General features: G+C 68.7%; 16 protein-coding genes and 1 tRNA gene. 11 read left to right on the forward strand and 6 right to left on the reverse strand.

What is annotated here, in order from left to right; translation table 11 throughout:
- The first annotated feature begins 70 nt into the window (after nt 1-70).
- From FHX60_RS17555 to FHX60_RS17570, 4 genes are all read left to right on the forward strand, one after another.
- The gene (locus tag FHX60_RS17555) at nt 71-1,471 is read left to right on the forward strand and encodes a DUF2252 domain-containing protein (RefSeq protein WP_183284027.1); all 1,401 of its coding nucleotides are present in this window, start codon (nt 71-73) and stop codon (nt 1,469-1,471) included.
- 28 nt (nt 1,472-1,499) lie between these two features.
- The gene (locus FHX60_RS17560) at nt 1,500-1,811 is read left to right on the forward strand and encodes a hypothetical protein (protein WP_092308328.1); all 312 of its coding nucleotides are present in this window, start codon (nt 1,500-1,502) and stop codon (nt 1,809-1,811) included.
- A 151-nt stretch (nt 1,812-1,962) separates the two neighbouring features.
- On the forward strand, nt 1,963-2,865 hold the full coding sequence (gene lpxO / locus FHX60_RS17565) for a lipid A hydroxylase LpxO (protein ID WP_092308330.1): 903 nt from the start codon (nt 1,963-1,965) through the stop codon (nt 2,863-2,865).
- Between the two features lie 70 nt (nt 2,866-2,935).
- Complete coding sequence (locus FHX60_RS17570; RefSeq protein WP_183284028.1) at nt 2,936-3,202, forward strand: putative hemolysin; 267 nt, start codon at nt 2,936-2,938, stop codon at nt 3,200-3,202.
- 25 nt (nt 3,203-3,227) lie between these two features.
- Here FHX60_RS17570 and FHX60_RS17575 read toward each other — a convergent pair whose 3' ends face one another.
- Both FHX60_RS17575 and FHX60_RS17580 read right to left on the reverse strand, forming a co-directional pair.
- Nucleotides 3,228-4,739, reverse strand: coding sequence for a sensor domain-containing diguanylate cyclase (locus FHX60_RS17575; protein ID WP_260164003.1), 1,512 nt, complete (start codon nt 4,737-4,739; stop codon nt 3,228-3,230).
- Nucleotides 4,740-4,915: 176 nt separating this feature from the next.
- On the reverse strand, nt 4,916-6,352 hold the full coding sequence (locus tag FHX60_RS17580) for an aminotransferase-like domain-containing protein (protein ID WP_183284030.1): 1,437 nt from the start codon (nt 6,350-6,352) through the stop codon (nt 4,916-4,918).
- A 176-nt stretch (nt 6,353-6,528) separates the two neighbouring features.
- On the opposite strand from FHX60_RS17580, the gene FHX60_RS17585 reads away from it, so the two are divergent.
- Together FHX60_RS17585 and FHX60_RS17590 are read left to right on the forward strand one after the other, a co-directional pair.
- Complete coding sequence (locus tag FHX60_RS17585) at nt 6,529-6,900, forward strand: hypothetical protein (protein WP_183284031.1); 372 nt, start codon at nt 6,529-6,531, stop codon at nt 6,898-6,900.
- Between the two features lie 67 nt (nt 6,901-6,967).
- Entirely contained in the window at nt 6,968-8,593 is a 1,626-nt protein-coding gene (locus FHX60_RS17590; protein WP_183284032.1) for an NAD(P)/FAD-dependent oxidoreductase, read from the forward strand.
- Here FHX60_RS17590 and FHX60_RS17595 read toward each other — a convergent pair.
- Nucleotides 8,590-9,864, reverse strand: a complete 1,275-nt coding sequence (locus FHX60_RS17595; protein ID WP_183284033.1) for a TIGR03862 family flavoprotein — start codon at nt 9,862-9,864, stop codon at nt 8,590-8,592. The two genes, FHX60_RS17590 and FHX60_RS17595, sit on opposite strands and share 4 nt — an antisense overlap.
- 90 nt (nt 9,865-9,954) lie before the next feature.
- Between FHX60_RS17595 and FHX60_RS17600 the strand changes: the two genes are divergently transcribed.
- Entirely contained in the window at nt 9,955-10,575 is a 621-nt protein-coding gene (locus FHX60_RS17600) for a DUF1415 domain-containing protein (protein WP_183284034.1), read from the forward strand.
- Here FHX60_RS17600 and FHX60_RS17605 read toward each other — a convergent pair whose 3' ends face one another.
- Entirely contained in the window at nt 10,576-11,418 is an 843-nt protein-coding gene (locus FHX60_RS17605; RefSeq protein ID WP_183284035.1) for a class I SAM-dependent methyltransferase, read from the reverse strand. It abuts the gene before it with no gap.
- A 186-nt stretch (nt 11,419-11,604) separates the two neighbouring features.
- Between FHX60_RS17605 and FHX60_RS17610 the strand changes: the two genes are divergently transcribed.
- Nucleotides 11,605-13,218, forward strand: a complete 1,614-nt coding sequence (locus tag FHX60_RS17610; protein ID WP_183284036.1) for a flagellar assembly protein A — start codon at nt 11,605-11,607, stop codon at nt 13,216-13,218.
- 260 nt (nt 13,219-13,478) lie between these two features.
- Here the strand turns inward: FHX60_RS17610 and FHX60_RS17615 are convergent, their stop codons facing one another.
- Complete coding sequence (locus FHX60_RS17615) at nt 13,479-14,591, reverse strand: CapA family protein (RefSeq protein ID WP_260164007.1); 1,113 nt, start codon at nt 14,589-14,591, stop codon at nt 13,479-13,481.
- A 227-nt stretch (nt 14,592-14,818) separates the two neighbouring features.
- Here FHX60_RS17615 and FHX60_RS17620 point away from each other — a divergent pair, with 227 nt between their 5' ends.
- From FHX60_RS17620 to FHX60_RS17630, 3 genes are all read left to right on the forward strand, one after another.
- Nucleotides 14,819-16,207, forward strand: coding sequence for an FAD-binding oxidoreductase (locus FHX60_RS17620; protein WP_183284038.1), 1,389 nt, complete (start codon nt 14,819-14,821; stop codon nt 16,205-16,207).
- A 115-nt stretch (nt 16,208-16,322) separates the two neighbouring features.
- Nucleotides 16,323-17,240 (forward strand): polyphosphate kinase 2, encoded by a 918-nt coding sequence (gene ppk2, locus FHX60_RS17625; protein WP_183284039.1) that lies wholly within the window; start codon nt 16,323-16,325, stop codon nt 17,238-17,240.
- Nucleotides 17,241-17,307: 67 nt separating this feature from the next.
- Nucleotides 17,308-17,559, forward strand: coding sequence for a hypothetical protein (locus tag FHX60_RS17630; RefSeq protein WP_183284040.1), 252 nt, complete (start codon nt 17,308-17,310; stop codon nt 17,557-17,559).
- 39 nt (nt 17,560-17,598) lie between these two features.
- Here FHX60_RS17630 and FHX60_RS17635 read toward each other — a convergent pair.
- Nucleotides 17,599-17,674 (reverse strand) — tRNA-Thr (locus FHX60_RS17635).
- Nucleotides 17,675-17,693 lie beyond the last annotated feature (19 nt).

The raw sequence follows: 17,693 nt of genomic DNA on the forward strand, positions 1-17,693 counted from the left end.
CGCCGGCATGGGAGGCAATGTGGCGATACGTCAGGAAAGCCCCTCGGCGCCGACACCGGATGCCGATGCCATGCCGGTCGAAACCCGGCGCGAGCGCGGCAAGGCGCTGCGCCAGCAGGTGCCGCGCGGCGCGCACGAGGCCATCGGCCAGGTCGACCGCGATCCGGTCGCGCTGCTGCAGCTCAGCAGCGAGGGCCGGGTGCCCCGGCTGGTGCCGCTGCGCTACGGCCGCATGGTCCAGTCCCCGTTTGCCTTCTTCCGCGGCAGCGCCATCCTGCAGGCGCACGACCTCGCCGGCACGCCCGATTCCGGCCTGCCCATGCAGATCTGCGGCGACTGCCACCTGGCCAACTTCGGCGGTTTTGCCACGCCCGAGCGCGCGCTGCTGTTCGACCTCAACGATTTCGACGAAACCAGCCCCGGCCCGTGGGAGTGGGACCTGAAGCGCCTGTGCGCAAGCTTCGTGGTGGCGGTGCGCCACCTGCGGCACGGCCCCGGGGTGGCGGCAGACGCGGTGCGCGCGGCCGTCGGCAGCTATCGGCGGCGCATGGCCGACTACGCCGGGATGGGCATGCTCGACACCTGGTACGACCGCATCACCTTCGACCGGCTGATCGAGGAAGAGACCTCGCCCGAGATCCAGAAACGCATCCGGCGCGGCATGGAGCGCGCCGCCGACCGTACCCATGAATCGCTGCTGCCCAAGCTTGCCGAGCGCATCGGTGAACGCTGGAAGATCCTCGACGCGCCGCCCGCCGTGTTCCATGTGCACGGCAGGCAGACCCTGTTCGAAGCGGGCGACGACTGGATGACCCTGGCCAATCCGGAGCAGGCGATCGCGCAGGCGTTCAAGGAGTACCTGTCGACGCTGGCGCCTGACCGGCGCCGGCTGCTGGAGCACTTCACCCGCCATGACCAGGCCTTCAAGGTGGTGGGGGTGGGCAGCGTCGGCACCCGCTGCCTGATCCAGCTGCTGGTGGACCAGCATGACAAGCCGCTGTTCCTGCAGGTAAAGGAGGCGACCCGGTCGGTGGTGGCGCGCTACTACAAGAGCGCGCCGTGCGCGCATGAGGGGCGCCGCGTGGTCGAGGGCCAGCGCCTGATGCAGGCGGCGAGCGACCTGTTCCTGGGCTGGACCAAGGGCCCGCGCGGGCGGCACTTCTATATGCGGCAGCTGCGCGACATGAAGCTGTCGGCACAGATCGAACTGATGGATGCCGACCTGCTCGGCCGCTATGCCGCGCTGTGCGGCTGGGTGCTGGCACGGGCCCACGCCAAGGCCAGCGGCCTGGCCGCGGAAGTCAGCGGCTACCTGGGCCGCAGCGACCGCATGGCCGACGTGATGGTAGGCTATGCCAATGGCTATGCCGACCAGGTCGAGCGCGACTACGACCAGTTTGTCGCCGCCTGTCGCTCGGGGCGCCTGGAAGCGCGCACCGACGCCGACATGGCCGCCGATTTCCGCGTGTAGTGTGACGTCCCCCGCCAGGAGTCTGCCCATGACTGAAGACACCCTGCTGCAACTGATGACGGAAGTCGAAAAGGAAGACCCGATCGACTACGCCGACCTGCCGTTCGACGACGCCGCGCTGCGCCGGCTGGCCTGCCGCCTGATCGCCGAACGCTCCAGCGAGCTGGAAGCGTCCGGCCTGCCGGTGGAGGCGCTGCTGGCCACGATGTGGGCCTCGACCGCCAAGCTGGTGCTGGAGAACCTGGTCCTGAACGCGCGCCTGCTGACGCTGAAGGGCCAGCCCGACGACGCGCGCGCGCTGATCGAGCGCATCGCCCGCCAGTCGCGCGGCGGCGCCTGAGGCGTGGTCCGCCCGGCAATGCCGCCGGGCCCGTCATGTGCCGCAGCCGGCGCAAGCTGCGGTGCCCGCGCCGTTTCGCTAAAATGCGGGTTTTCACCCAGCCGGGCCGCGGCACGCCGTGCGGCGCAGGCGGCTGACCAGGAGGATTTCGGTGATCAAGTGGATAATCGTCGCGGGCTACCTCGGTGCCATCCTGTATGTGCACTTCCGCGGCAAGGTGCGCCTGCGCCTGTGGCGCCAGCTGCTGGACCATTCGGCCCTGGTGGCCCCGATCAACTGCTTCATGTACGCGTTCTCGGGCGTGCCGCGCACCCCGTATATCCCGGTCGACAATTTCCCCGACCTGGAAAAACTGCGCGCCGCCTGGCCCGAGATCCGCGATGAAGGCCTGGCCCTGGCGGCGATGCGCAAGATCAAGGCCGCCGACAAGAACGACGACGCCGGCTTCAATTCCTTCTTCAAGTACGGCTGGAAGCGCTTCTACCTGAAGTGGTACGAGGCCCAGCACCCGTCGGCCGAGCAGCTGTGCCCCAAGACCGTCGCGCTGCTGCGCGAGTTGCCCACGGTCAAGGCGGCGATGTTCGCCGAGCTGCCGCCGGGCGGCAAGCTCAATCCGCACCGCGACCCGTTTGCCGGCTCGCTGCGCTATCACCTGGGCCTGGCCACGCCGAACGATGACCGCTGCTTTATCGAGGTTGACGGCGAGCGCCACAGCTGGCGCGACGGCGAGGGCGTGGTGTTCGACGAGACCTACCTGCACTGGGCCGAGAACCGCAGCGACGCCAACCGGCTGATCCTGTTCTGCGATATCGAACGCCCGATGCGCTATGGCTGGGCCGCGAAATTCAACCACTGGATGGGCCGCAAGGTCATGACCGCGGCCAGCTCGCCCAACGACGAGCACGACCAGACCGGCATGATCAACCGGCTGTTCCGCTTTGTCTGGCTGGGCGGCCAGTATCGCCGCCGCTTCAAGGCCTGGAACCGCCAGCTCTACTACGTGGCCAAGTTCGGCCTGATCGTGCTGGGCGTGGGTTTGATCGTCTACCTGTAAGCAGCAAGAGAGCCGGCGCCAGCCGGCTCTTTCGTTTTGCGGACCTGTTTGCTTCCTGCCGGAGATGCCGATGCGCTTTCTTCCCGTAGCCCTCGGGCTGGCTGCCAGCCTTGCGGCGGCCGCCTGCACCACCACGCCTGCCGAGCGCCCCGCCAGCCCGGCCAGCAGCGGGTCCGCCATCGGCATGGCCAACCCTGCCTCGGTCAACTGCGCGCAGCGCGGCGGCAAGCTGCAGATCGTGACGACACCGGCGGGCCAGACCGGCATCTGCACCTTCCCTTCGGGCAAGCAGTGCGAGGAATGGGCGCTGATGCGCGGCGAGTGCACGCCGGGCTGAAGCGTCTCGCAGTAGCGCCCGGCCTTCAGTCGCGGCGGCGTTCGTTGGCGAGCGCGGCGTAGTGCTCGCGCTTGGCCTGGTACATGCGGCTGTCGGCCAGCTTGACGATGTCGCCCAGGCGTTCGCCTTCCTGGCAGGTGGCGTGGCCGATGGAGAAGCTGAGCCGCGTGCCGGGGTAGAACTGGTTGTTCAGCTCCACCACCTTGCCGATCTGCTCGACCACGGTGGCGGCGCCGCGCTCGTCGCGGCCGGGCAGCAGCACCATGAACTCGTCACCGCCGGTGCGCGCCACGCAGGCCTGCTCACCCACGGCTTTCTTCAGCGCCTCGCCGGTGCGGCGCAGCAGGCTGTCGCCGTCGGCATGGCCGAACTGGTCGTTGACGAGCTTGAGCCCGTTCAGGTCGACCGCCACCACGCTCACCGGCCACGGGCCCTTGCGGCCCAGCCGCGCCAGTTCGTCCTCATAGTAGGCGCGGTTGTAGAGCTTGGTCAGCACGTCATGCTTGCCGAGGAATTCGACATAGGCCTCGGCCTTCTTGCGCGCCGTGATATCGGTCAGCGACACCAGCACCTGGTCCCAGTCCGCTTCGCGCCCGGGAAACACCGACCACTGCATGAACACGTCGACGGCGCGGCCGTCGAGCGCGTAGTTGATGACCTCGCGCTGCTGCCACAGCCGGCCATGCCACAGGTCGATCAGCTGCTCGGCAAAATGGATGCGCATGTCGTCGCGGAACACGTCGCCGAGCCGCGACAGCAGCGTGGCCTTGCTGTCCGCGCCGAACATCAGCAGGGTCTGCTGGTTGACATCGAGCACGCGGATTTCCTGCATGCAGCGCGAGATAAAGTCGGGATGGACGTTGAGGAAGGTGCGGAAGTCGGTAATGCCGGCGGCGCGCACCTCGTCGATCAGCATCTTGACCGCGCTGAAGTCCTCGACCCACAGCGACACCGGCGAATGTTCGAACAGGCCCAGCGCATACTGCTCGCTGCGGCGCAGCTCGCGCTCGGTGCGCAGGCGCGGGGTGATGTCCTCGATCGACAGCAGCACGCGTTCCCAGGTCTGTTCGTGGCCCGGCATGACCGTGGCCTCGAGCTGGATGTCGAGCCGCGCGCCGTCCAGCGCGTAGTTGACGGTCTGGCTGGCAAAGCCGTTGGCGCCGTCCCACAGCTGGCCGAGTTCTTCGACATGCTGCTCGAACATGTCGTCGCGGAACACGGTGTCGAGGTTGTTCACCAGGTCGTCGAGGTCGGCCGCGCGGAACAGCTCCAGCGTGCGCCGGTTCACCGCAATCACGCGGATCAGCGCGGAACACTGCGCCACCCGCCGCGGGTCGGCGCGCAGGTGCGCGCGCACGTCGGTAATGCCCTGCTGCCGCCATTGCGCGAAACACTCGCGCACCGCGCTGAAGTCTTCCAGCCACAGCGACACGGGTGCCAGCTGGAACAGGGCCTGGTAATCGTCGGGAACGGTGCGGGCAGGGTCGCCGCTACCCTGTCCGGCGGACGGCGCCACGGATGTACTGGTCAAGGCCATTCTCCTTGTTCTTGTCGTGGAGGTGCGCGGCGGCCGTGGGCAACCGATGCAATCAGGTCTCCGGGGACCAGCCGGACGGGCGCCTGCACACCAGCGCACTAGGATAGGCGAGCCGCCGGCAAAAAGGGAAGGTTGTTGCAAATCGGCGCCGCGCCTGGCGGCGGCAGCCGCGGCGCTCAGCCCGCCAGCCGCTGCACGATCGTGGCGAGCGTGCCGAGCGCGCGCTCGATCTGCGCGGAGCGCGGGGCGCCGCAGTTGATGCGCAGGCAGTGGTCGAAGCGCCCGGCGTTGGAGAACATCACGCCCGGCATGACGCGGATGCCGGCCTGCAGCGCCTGGTCGAACACCGCCTCGGACGAGACCTGCGCGGGCAGCTCCACCCACAGGTGCATGCCGCCGCGCGGCGCGCCCAGCCGCGTGCCGGCGGGAAACCCGGCGGCGATGGCCTGCGTGAACCATTCGCGCTGTGCGCGCAGCCGCGTGCGCAGCCGACGCAGGTGGCGGTCATGCGCACCCGATGCCAGGAAGTCGGCGGCGGCCATCTGCGACAGCATCTCGTTGGGCCGCGACAGCCCGAACTTCAGCATCTCGACGCGAGCCTGCCATTTGCCCGCCGCGATCCAGCCCAGCCGCATGCCGGGCGCCAGCACCTTGTGCAGCGAAGCGCAGTGGATCACGTTGCCGCTGCCATCCCAGGCCTTGGCCGCGGCCGGCGGCGCGTCGCTGTCGGCGGTGGCGGAAAAGCAGTCGTCCTCGATCAGCGCGATGCCGCGCGCCTCGCACCATTGCACCAGCCGCGCCTTGTGCGCGTCGGGCATGATGCAGCCGAGCGGGTTCTGCAGGTTCGGCACCACCGCCACCGCGCGGATGTTGTCGTAGTGCTGCGCGGCCAGCTCCAGCGCCTCGAGCGAGATGCCGGTCTGGGGGCTGCACGGAATCTCCAGCGCGCGCATGCCCAGGCTTTCCAGGATCTGCAGCAGGCCGTAGTACGTGGGGGACTCCACCGCGATCACATCGCCCGGGCCCGCCACCGCGCGCAGGGCGAGGTTCAGCGCCTCGGTGCAGCCGTTGGTGATGACGATCTCTTCCGGGGCCAGCTGCACGCGGTTGCGCAGCGCCTGTCGCGCGATCGCGGCGCGCAGCGGCTGGTAGCCATCGGGCTCGACGCCCTCGCCGAACAGCTGCGGATGCCGGCGCAGCGCGCGTGTCGCGGCGCCGCGCAGGGCTTCGGTCGGGTACAGCGAAGGCGCGCAGTAGGCGCCGCCCAGGTTGGTGTGCACGGGCTCGTGCTGGCCGCGCGCGAGCAGGCCGGAAATGCGCTGGTGGATGCCGACGTACTGGGCCGGGTCGGGCAGCGCGGCGGCGGGCTCGGACAGCGCGGCCAGCGCTGCGCGCCGCGGCGCGGCCACGAAGTAGCCCGAGCGCGGCCGCGCTTCGAGCAGGCCGTCGCTTTCCAGTTGCCGGCAGGCCTGCAGCGCCGTCGACAGGCTCACGCCATGCAGCGCCATCAGCGCGCGCACCGACGGCATGCGGTCGCCGGCGGCGAGGGTGCCGGAGTCAATGGCGCGGCGGTAATGGCCGGCAAGCTGGCGATAGAGCGGGGTGGTTTCCATGGGGGCATGGTGGCGTGGCGGGGCCGCATCGGTACAGATACAGAGGCGGGGGCTCTGTATCGTAACAGGCGGAAATCCCGGTTGCTGTTCCGGTCGCCGCGATGTGGCCTTGTGCCTGCCGCGCGCGCGCGGCGGTCGATACGCTGGAGTCCTGTGCCAGCTACCGGAGTCCTGCCATGCCAGGCGATCTCGACCACACCCCGACCCTGATGCCACTGCCGGCGGGCCAGGCCCTGCGGCTGCATGTGGCGCCCGGCACCGTGCTGCATGCCGCCGCCGGCGAGATGGCGCTGGCCGGGCCGATGCAATGGCTCGCCGGCCACTGCCACGTGCCGCAGCGGCACCTGCGCGCGGGCGACACCTGGATCGTTCCCGCGCGCGGCTGGCTGACGGTGTCGGCGAGCCGGGGCGCAGCGTTGTCGGTCACGGTGCCGCCGGGGTGGCTGGCGCGGCTGCGGACGCGGCTGGCGTTGTCCTGGCACCGTGCGCGTCCGGCCGCCCAGCCGGTCCCGCTGCGGATTCCCGACCCGGCGCGCCAAAGGCGATAAAATTGCGCTCCGGCCGGCCTGGCACATTGGTGTGCCCAACCCCCCGGCCGCAGTTCCCGGGTTTCCCATGCTACGTCTAAGTGAAGTCAAACTCCCGCTCGACCATACCGAAAGCGACCTCGACGCCGCCGTGCGCGCCGGTGCCGCGCAGATCGGCGTCAAGGGAGACGGCCTGATCGGCTATACCGTATTCCGCCGCGCCCACGATGCGCGCAAGCGCTCCGATATCAAGCTGACCTACATCATCGATATCGAGGTGCGCGACGAGGCCGCGGCCATCCGCCGCATCGCCGGCAAGCCGAACTGGAGCGTGACGCCCGACATGGCGTACCACTTCGTCGCGCGCGCGCCGCAGGGCGGCATGCATCCGCGCCCGGTGGTGATCGGCATGGGGCCGTGCGGCCTGCTGGCCGGCCTGATCCTGGCGCAGTCGGGCTTCCGCCCCATCATCCTCGAGCGCGGCAAGGAAGTGCGCGAGCGCACCAAGGACACCTTCGGCCTGTGGCGCAAGAGCGTGCTCAATCCGGAGTCGAACGTGCAGTTCGGCGAAGGCGGCGCAGGCACTTTCTCTGACGGCAAGCTGTACAGCCAGATCAAGGACCCCAAGCACTATGGCCGCAAGGTGCTCAACGAGTTCGTGCGCGCCGGCGCGCCGGAAGACATCCTGTACAAGGCGCGCCCGCATATCGGCACCTTCCGCCTGGTCAGCATGGTCGAGAAGATGCGCGCGGAGATCATCGAGCTGGGCGGCGAGATCCGCTTCGAGACCCGCGTCGACGATATCGATATCGACGGCGGCCAGGTGCGCGGCCTGAAGCTGTCGAATGGCGAATACCTGGAAGCCGACCACGTCATCATGGCGGTGGGTCACAGCGCGCGCGACACCTTCCAGATGCTGCACGAGCGCGGCGTGTTCATGGAAGCCAAGCCGTTCTCGCTGGGCTTTCGCATCGAGCATCCGCAGGGGCTGATCAACCGCAGCCGCTTCGGCAAGTTCGCCGGCAACAAGCTGCTGGGCGCGGCCGACTACAAGGTGGTGCACCACTGCAGCAATGGCCGTTCGGTGTACAGCTTCTGCATGTGCCCGGGCGGCACCGTGGTGGCCGCGGCATCGGAGCCCGGCCGCGTGGTGACCAACGGCATGAGCCAGTACAAGCGCGCCGAGCGCAATGCCAATGCCGGCATCGTGGTCGGCATCACGCCGGAAGATTACCCCGGCGGCCCGCTGGCCGGCATCGAGTTCCAGCGCAAGTGGGAAGAGCGCGCGTTCGAGCTGGGCGGCGGCAACTACAACGCGCCGGGCCAGCTGGTCGGCGACTTTATCGCCGGCCGCGCGTCGACGTCGCTGGGCTCGGTCGAGCCTTCCTACAAGCCGGGCGTGACCCCGACGGACCTGAGCACGTCGTTGCCCGACTACGTGATCGAGGCGATCCGCGAAGGCATTCCCGAGATCGACAAGAAGCTGCCCGGCTTCGCGCTGCACGACGCGGTGCTGACCGGGGTCGAGACACGCACCTCGTCGCCGCTGCGCATCCGCCGCAATCACGACGACTACCAGAGCATCAACGTCAAGGGCCTGTATCCGGCGGGCGAAGGCGCGGGCTATGCGGGCGGCATCTATTCCGCGGCGATCGACGGCATCGAAGTGGCCGAGGCGGTGGCGCTCAGCATCGCGGGCGGCAGGGCTGCCTAAGCCTGTTGCTGCAGATAAGCCGCGGCCCCCAGCGCCGCGGTGCGCCCGCTGGCGAAGCAGGCCGTCAGCAGGTAGCCGCCGGTGGGCGCTTCCCAGTCCAGCATCTCGCCCGCGCAGAATACGCCGGGCAGGGCGCGCAGCATCAGGCTGGCATCCATCGCTTCGAAGCGCACGCCGCCGGCGCTGCTGATGACCTCGTCGATCGGGCGCGGGCGCAGCACGCGCAGAGGCAGCGCCTTCAGCGACACGGCCAGCGTGCCGGGATCGAGCATGGCGTCGCGGGACAGGCATTCGCGCAGCAGGCCGGCCTTGACGCCGGTGATGCCGAGCCGGCTTTGCAGGTGGCTCGACAACGAACGCGAGCCGCGCGGATGCTCGACCTGCGCGCTGACCTGTTCGGCGCTGTGCGACGGCAGCAGGTCGAGGTGGATGGTGGCCTCGCCATCGGCTTCGATGCGGTCGCGGATCGGTGCCGACAGCGCGTAGACCAGGCTGCCTTCGATGCCGTCGCGGCTGATCACGAATTCGCCCTGGCGGTAGTTCAGGTGTCCGTTACGGTCATTCAGCGCGATTGCCACCGGCTTGACCGGCGCGCCGGCAAAGCGCATGCAAAAGTCCTCGCTCCATGCCACGTCGAACCCGCAATTGGCCGGCCGCAGCGGCGCGATCTCGACGCCGCGCTCGGCCAGGCGCGGCACCCAGGCGCCATCGGAACCAAGCCTGGCCCAGCTGGCACCGCCCAGCGCCAGCACCACGGCGCGTGCGCGGACGACCGTGTCGCCGTGCGGCGTGGCAAAGCGCAGCGCATGCGGTACGCCGTCGTCCTCCTCCCAGCCCAGCCAGCGATGCCGCATATGGAACTGCACACCCGACTCGCGCAGGCGGTGCAGCCACGCGCGCAGCATCGGCGCGGCCTTCATGTCGGTAGGAAAGACGCGGCCGGAGCTGCCGACGAAGGTCTCGATGCCGAGACCATGGACCCAGTCGCGCAGCGCCTGCGCGCCGAAGTCCGCCAGCATCGGCGCCAGTTGCCCGGTGCGTGCGCCGTAGCGGCCCAGGAAGGCCGGCTCCGGCTCCGCATGGGTGAGGTTCATGCCGCCCTTGCCGGCCATCAGGAACTTGCGGCCGACCGACGGCATCGCGTCATAGACCGCCACGCGGGCGCCCTTCGCCGCCAGCACTTCGGCCGCCATCAGCCCGGCCGGGCCGCCGCCGATGACGGCAACGTCGGGAGTGGCTGAGGCAGAGGTGGGTGTGGTGATAGAGGGCATTGGCGGGGCTCGGCAGGGCGGGGGTGTTTCCGCCGCGGATTATAGAGCCTGCGGCAGCGCTAGAATGATGCTTTGCCCCGCCTTGCCATCATGTCTTCCGTCACGCACTCCGCCAGTCAGCCCGCCGACGCCGATGCGGCGGTCATCGCCGCCACCCGCCATTGGCTCGAACGCGCGGTGATCGGGCTCAACCTGTGCCCGTTCGCCAAGAGCGTGTACGTGAAGGAGCAGGTGCGCTACGTGGTCAGCCCCGTCACCGCGGCGCCCGACGTGATGGACGACCTGGAGCGCGAACTGCGCCTGCTGGCCGATGCCGACCCGGCGCGGATCGACACCACCCTGCTGATCCTGCCGCACGCGGTGGCCGATTTCCTCGACTTCAACGACCTGCTGTACTTTGCCGAGCGCCTGCTCGCCAGCCTGGGGCTGGATGGCACGCTGCAGATCGCCAGCTTCCATCCGCAGTACCAGTTCGCCGGGACCGAGCCGGACGATATCGAGAACTACACCAATCGCGCGCCGTACCCCATCCTGCACCTGCTGCGCGAGGATTCGATCGCGCGCGCGGCGGCGGCGTTTCCCGATGCGGCGGACATCTACGAGCGCAACCAGGCGGTCATGCGCCGTCTCGGCCACGAGGGCTGGCGACGCTGGATGGCGGGCGAGGATCAGCCCGGGTCCGAGCCCGGGGCCGAGTCCTGCAAGGCGTAGTTACGCCGCCTCTGCCGGCGCGGTGAAGAAGCGCTCGCGCAGCTCTTCCAGTCCCAGCCGCTCCAGCACTTCTTCCAGCCGCTCGGCCGGGCGGCGGCGCGGCAGGTCCTTGTACTGGGCGATGATCAGTTCGTTCTTCATCGAGTGTTCCCAGCCCACCAGTTCGGTCACGTTGACCTGGTAGCCGTGCGCCTCCAGTTGCAGGCAGCGCAGCACGTTGGTCACCTGGCTGCCGAACTCGCGCGTATGCAGCGGATGGCGCCAGATCTCGGTCAGCGGATTGCCCGCCAGCAGCTTGCCCTTGTGCTTGCGCAGCACGCTGGCCACCTCGGCCTGGCAGCAGGGCACCAGCACGATGTGCTGCGCGCGCTTGGCCAGCGCGAAGCGGATGGCGTCGTCGGTGGCGGTATTGCACGCATGCAGCGCGGTGACCACGTCAACGGTGGGCGGCAGCTGTGGCGAGGTGATCGAGTCCGCCACCGACAGGTTCAGGAACGACATCCCCGGAAAGCCCAGCCGCGCGGCGAGCGCCTGCGAGGTCTTCACCAGTTCTTCCCGGGTCTCGATGCCGTAGATGTGCGAGTCGTCCTGTAGTGCCTTGAAGAACAGGTCGTACAGGATGAAACCGAGATAGGACTTGCCGGCGCCGTGGTCCACCAGCGTGACGCGGCCGCGCGCGGCCTTGACCTCCTGCAGCAGCGGTTCGATGAACTGGAACAGGTGGTAGACCTGCTTGAGCTTGCGCCGGCTGTCCTGGTTCATCTTGCCGTCGCGCGTCAGGATATGGAGTTCCTTGAGCAGCTCGATGGACTGGCCGGGGCGGATTTCGTGGTTATTTGACATTGAGGGACTGCACAGGCGGCGGGGCGCGGCGCGCCCCGGAATGGCGACAGTTTACCGAAAAGTCGCCCGGTACCTGCCACGGCAATGTTGTGCGCTAAAGTTCCTGGCGCGCCTGCCGTTGGTGATGTATCGATAACAAGCAGAGCGCCGGCAATCGCCGTCGCCGCCAGACGATTCAGGGGACGCATGACGCATGAATCGGGACTGAGCCTGGAGCTTGCCCAGCCGGGCGAACAGGTGCATGCACGCTACACGCCGCAGCCGGGCCGGCTGCCGCCGGACCCGGCTACCCTGCAGCAGTGCCTGGAGGGGCTGGGCTGGTCCGGCGCGCGGCTGGATGCGCGTGCGGTGGCGCAGTTCCTCGCGCAATGCCAGCGGGCCGGGCATGAGATCGATGCCACCATCGGCGCGCTGATCGACGGCGCGTTCGAGCTCGACATCACCGCCGACGGCCTGGCCGTGCGGCTGACGCTGATGCCGCCGGAAGGCGGCCGGCAGGTGAGCGCGGACGAGATCCGCCGCGCCGTGGCGCAGCGCGGCGTGGTGGCGCCGATCCAGTCGCTCGCCCTGGACGCCGCACTGGCCGAAGGCGGCTGCGAATTGCGCACCATCGCCGCAGGCCTTGCGCCGCGGCAGGGCGAGCCGGCGCGCTTTATCAACCTGCTGGAGCCGCGCAAGCCGGCGCACAGCGACGACGATGCCGGCAAGGTCGACCTGCGCGAGCTGGGCAACCTGCTGCTGGTCAGCCCCGGCACGCCCCTGATGCGGCGCATTGCGGCGGTGCCGGGCCATGCCGGTGTCGACGTGTTCGGCAAGCCGATTGCCGCCGATGCGGTCGACGACCCGCCGTTTGCCGAGGGCCTGACCGGCGCGGTGGCGGATGCGGACGACCCCGGACTGCTGCGTGCGGTGATTGCCGGATCGCCGGTGGTCGGCGTCTACGGCATCTCCGTCAGTCCCGTGGTGCAGGTGGAATCGGTGGACCTGCATTCCGGCAACGTGGCGTTCGACGGCACGCTGCGCGTGTCGGGCGACATCCGCACCGGCATGTCGGTCAATGTCAGTGGCGACGTGGTGGTCGAAGGCACCATCGAAGCCGCCAGTGTCGAGGCCGGTGGCAACGTCATCGTCAAGGGCGGCATTATCGGCAAGTCCGAAAGTGCCCATGCCGAAGGCGGCATCAGCCGCGCCAGCGTGCGCTGCAAGGGCGCGGTGAAGGCGCGCTTCATCGAGAATGCGGTGGTCGAGGCCGGCACCGAAGTCACCGTCGACAGCGGCATCCGCCAGAGCGATGTCGCCGCGGGCCAGCGCATCGTGGTGGGTGGCACCGGCGTGCAGGGCAGCATCAGCGGCGGTCGCAGCCGCGCCTTGCTGGCGGTGCGCGCCGCGGTGCTGGGCGCGCCGGCCGGCACCGCCACCAGCATCCAGGTGGGCCTCAATCCCTATGCCGACGCGCAGCGCGCCGCGCTTGAGGCCGAGCGCCGGCGCATGCTGGAGGAGCAGAACAAGGTCAGGCAGCTGGTGGACTTCTTTGCCAAGCACCCGGAGCGCGCCGTCGGCGACCTGCGCGAAAAGGCGCGCGCGACGCTGTTCAAGCTGTCGCGCGACCTGTTCGAGCTGGAGGCGCGCCTGACCGAACTGGGGCAGCAGATGCAGCCCGCCGCCGATGCCGTCATCGATGCCCCGCGGCGCATCCATGGCGGGGTCACGCTGCAGGTGGGCAGCCGCGTGCTCAAAGTGATGGAAGACAAGCCCGGCGGCCAGATCCGGCTGCTCGATGACCGTATCACCGTCGGCTGAATCGCGCGCTTGCTCGATCCCGCTTTGATTCGAGGGGATTTGTACTATCCTGCAGATATGTCCTGGGGTGCCGCAGGATGGGCGACCGAGCTAGCGTTGGGCAATGAATGCAGAAGCGGATCAGCACTCTGTGGAAGCGTTACACCGAACCGACACACGTGGCACTTGAATGAACGGGAAGGCCAGCCATCGCGCTGGCCTTTCTGTTTTCGCGCCGGCGGTTTCGCAAGTACCGGAATCGTGGCAGGGACGGCTTGGGCTTATGCCGCCCACAGCCGCAACTCGTGCAGCCCGCTGCGCGCCACGCGTGTCCCAAGCGCGCATCCCTGTGTTTCGAACATGGCTTGCAGCCATGCCATGTCGACTTCGCGCGCATGCGCCAGCCGGAAGTGGCTGCGCCGCAAGGGCACCAGCCGCAGGTCTGCGCTGCCGCCGCCATCGAAGCTGACGAATGCCATCAGCGCCAGGTCCGGGCGGTAGGAATCGTATCCGCCAATTCCCTCGTAATCGTTGATGAAATCGCCGCAGCCGTACAGGATCGGCTTGCCGGCATGCAGCTCGATGCCCAGCGGGTGATGCGAGGAATGCCCGTGCACGATGTCGATGCCGGCGTGCTCGACCAGCGCGCGGGCGAAGGCGCGTTGCGCGGGATCGATGTGGTAGCCCCAGTTCGGGCCCCAGTGGATCGACAGCACCATGACGTCGCCGGGGCGCCGCAGTTGCCGGGCCTGCGCGGCAATGCGCTGCTGCGAGGCCGCGGACCAGTCGTCCAGCAGGTTCACGCCCGAGTGCCCCGCGGTGGCGCGCCACGCCGCCGGCGTGCCGGCATTCGGCATGGCGAAGGCCATTACCACCACACGACCACCGCCCGGCCGCGCCAGCACCGCGGCGCGTGCGGCGCTGGCCTCGTCGGGGCCGGCGCCGGCGTGCGCGATCTGCGCGCCGTCCAGCGCGTCCAGCGTATCGGCCAGGCCCGCGCGGCCCCAGTCCAGCACATGGTTGTTGGCGAGGATCGCGCAGTCGATGCCGGCGGCCTGCAGGCAATCGACATTGCGCGGATGCATGCGGTAGTGCACGGCCTTGCCGGGCCAGGCATCGTCGCTGGTGGTGATGGCGGTTTCCAGGTTGACGATGCGCGGCCGCGCGGCGCGGCTTGCCAGTTCCGCCAGCGCATCGCCCCACGGATAGTCCGGCCCGGCGGGGCGCGCGATCGGGCCGGCCCTGCGTTCCGCCAGGCGCACGTAGTCGAGCGCGGAATGCACATACGATTCATGCAGCAGCGGCTGGCTGGGATGCGCCAGGATCTGGTCGATGCCGCGACCGGTCATCACGTCGCCGCACAGGAACAGGGGAGGTTGGCTGGCAGGGTCCATTGTGCAGGCGCACGGCGCGCGGGCACCGTGCCGCCGTGCCTCCATGATAGGCCGCGCGGCCACGGCAGGATTTGGCCCCACCCGCGGAATGCGCCGCGCGCGCGGCGCGCATTTACATTCCCGCGGTGCCTGCCTTAAATGATGAAGTCATCGGTCCTCGTGGCCATTTTTTTGCTCCTGACGCCGCGTGTCGTCCGATGTTTCCAACCAGCATCGGGAGGCAGATCATGGCCCAGCCATCGCAAGAACACATTGAGGCACTCAAGGCGCAGCTGCGCGGACGCTTGCTGCGGCCGGAGGACAGCGGCTATGACGACGCGCGCCGGATCTGGAACGCGATGATCGATCGCCACCCGCAGTGGATCGTGCAGGCCGCGGGTGCTGCCGACGTGGTGGCGGCGGTGAACTTCGCGCGCGAGCACGGCGTGCTGCTGGCGGTACGCGGCGGCGGCCACAACATCGGCGGGCTGGCGATCTGCGAGGGCGGCATGGTGCTGGACCTGTCGCAGATGCGCTCGGTGCGCGTCGATCCCCACGCGCAACGCGCGTGGGTGGAGCCGGGCGCCACGCTGCGCGATTTCGACCATGAAGCGCAGGCGCAGGGTCTGGCCACGCCGCTCGGCATCAACTCCACCACCGGTGTCGCCGGGCTGACGTTGGGCGGCGGTTTCGGCTGGCTCAGCCGCAAGTTCGGCACCACGGTCGACAACCTGGTGTCGGCGCAGGTCGTTACCGCCGACGGCAAGCTGGTGCGCGCCAGCAGCGACGAGAACGCCGACCTGTTCTGGGCGTTGCGCGGCGGCGGCGGCAACTTCGGCGTGGTGACGATGTTCGAGTTCCGGCTGCATCCGGTCGGGCCGCAGGTCTATGGCGGACTGATCGTCTATCCGCTGGAGCAGGCCGCCAGCGTGCTGCCCGCCTATCGCGAACTGTATGAATCGATGCCCGACGAGCTGACCGTGTGGGTGGTGATGCGCCAGGCGCCGCCGCTGCCGTTCCTGCCGCCCGAGGTGCACGGCAAGCCGGTGGCGGCGCTGGCGATCTGCTATATCGGTCCGCCGGAGCAGGGGCCGCAACTGGTCGAGCCGCTGCGCCGGCTCGGCACCCCGTATGGCGAGCACCTGGGGCCGATGCCGCTCACCGCGTGGCAGCAGGCCTTCGATCCGCTGCTGACGCCGGGTGCGCGCAACTACTGGAAGTCGCATAACTTTGCGGGCCTCGACGACGGGCTGATCGCGATGCTGATCGAGCAGATCGGCAAGCTGCCGTCGCCGCAATGCGAAGTCTTTATCGGCGCGATGGGCGGGCAGACCAACCGCGTCGCGCCCGACGCCACCGCCTACGCCAACCGCGACGCCAAGTTCATCATGAACCTGCACGGGCGCTGGGACAGCCCCGCGGACGACGACCGGTGCATCGGCTGGGCGCGCGAGGTGTTCCGCGCGGCGGCGCCGTTCGCACTGGGCAGCGTCTATGTCAACTTCCTCACGCAGGAGGAGGCCGACCGCGTCGGCGCTGCCTATGGGCCGAACTACGACCGGCTGGTGGAAGTGAAGCGGCGCTACGATCCCGACAACCTGTTCCGCCATAACCACAACATCAATCCCGCGGGCTGAACGGCGTATCGCGTGGCGGGGCGGGGCAGGGCGACCTGCTCCGCCTTCACGCGGCTGCAATACGGCCATGCCAGCATCGCCGCGACCGCGTTGTATCCACAGGGAGAGCAAGCAGATGAGACCGGGTGAAGCAGAGCTGGTGCGGCGTATCCACAACGAGGTGGCCGACTACTACGACGAAGAAATCGAACTGGAACTGGACGACCGCGAGGCCAGCGAGGCCTTCGGCGATCCTGTGCACCTGGACGACCAGGCCGAGCAGGACAGCCGCCGGAAATATTTCCGCGAGCTGTTCCGGCTGCAGGGCGAACTGGTGCGGCTGCAGAGCTGGGTCGCCGCGACCGGGCACAAGGTCGTGATCCTGTTCGAGGGGCGCGACGCCGCCGGCAAGGGCGGCGTGATCAAGCGCATCACGCAGCGGCTGAACCCGCGCGTCTGCCGCGTTGCCGCGCTGCCCGCGCCCAACGACCGCGAACGCACCCAGTGGTACTTCCAGCGCTACGTCGCGCAGCTGCCCGCCGCCGGCGAGATCGTGCTGTTCGACCGCAGTTGGTATAACCGCGCCGGCGTCGAGCGCGTGATGGGCTTCTGCACCGACGACCAGTACGAAGAGTTCTTCCGCTCGGTGCCCGAATTCGAAAAGATGCTGGTGCGTTCCGGCATCCAGGTGATCAAGTACTGGTTCTCGATCACGCACGACGAGCAGCGCCTGCGCTTCCTCAGCCGCATCCATGACCCGCTCAAGCAGTGGAAGCTCAGCCCGATGGACCTGGAATCCCAGCGCCGCTGGGAAGACTACACCCGGGCCAAGGAGATCATGCTCGAGCGCACCCACATCGCCGAGGCGCCGTGGTGGGTGGTGCAGGCCGACGACAAGAAGCGCGCGCGTCTGAACTGCATCCATCACTTGCTGAGCCTGGTGCCGTATGCCGAAGTGGAAGCGCCCACAGTGGTGCTGCCCGGCCGCGAGCGCCACGAGGATTACGTGCGCCAGCCGGTGCCGAGGGAGATGATCGTGCCGGAGGTGTACTGAGCGATACCCGGCGCCTAGGGTATCCACGGGGTGCGTCATCGGCCCCATGCCAGAGCGGCTATCTATAATGAAAGCGGCCACCCCGACATCCGCGGCGGCCGTGATCGTGGAACTGCTAGCTTTCTGGGCGGCCATGCTTGCCGCCTATCTCCTGATGAAGCGTGCCGGCTGCTTCAGCCAGCCGGTGCTCTATCCCGATCTGGATCACCCCTTCCGCTACTGGTGGGCACAACGGCTGGGGCGCCAGCCGGTGCCATTGCCGCTGCCTCCGCCGCCTTCTTCTCCAGAACGCGCGCAACAAAAAACCCGGAGAGCGTGACGCTGTCCGGGTTTGCGCGGGCTGGGCCCTGAATTCTGGTGGTGCCGAAGAGAGGAATCGAACCCCCGACCTTCTCATTACGAATGAGCTGCTCTACCGACTGAGCTACTTCGGCAACATGTTCCGGCGATCTG

The organism is Cupriavidus alkaliphilus, assembly GCF_014191175.1.
Classification (GTDB): Bacteria; Pseudomonadota; Gammaproteobacteria; order Burkholderiales; family Burkholderiaceae; genus Cupriavidus; species Cupriavidus alkaliphilus.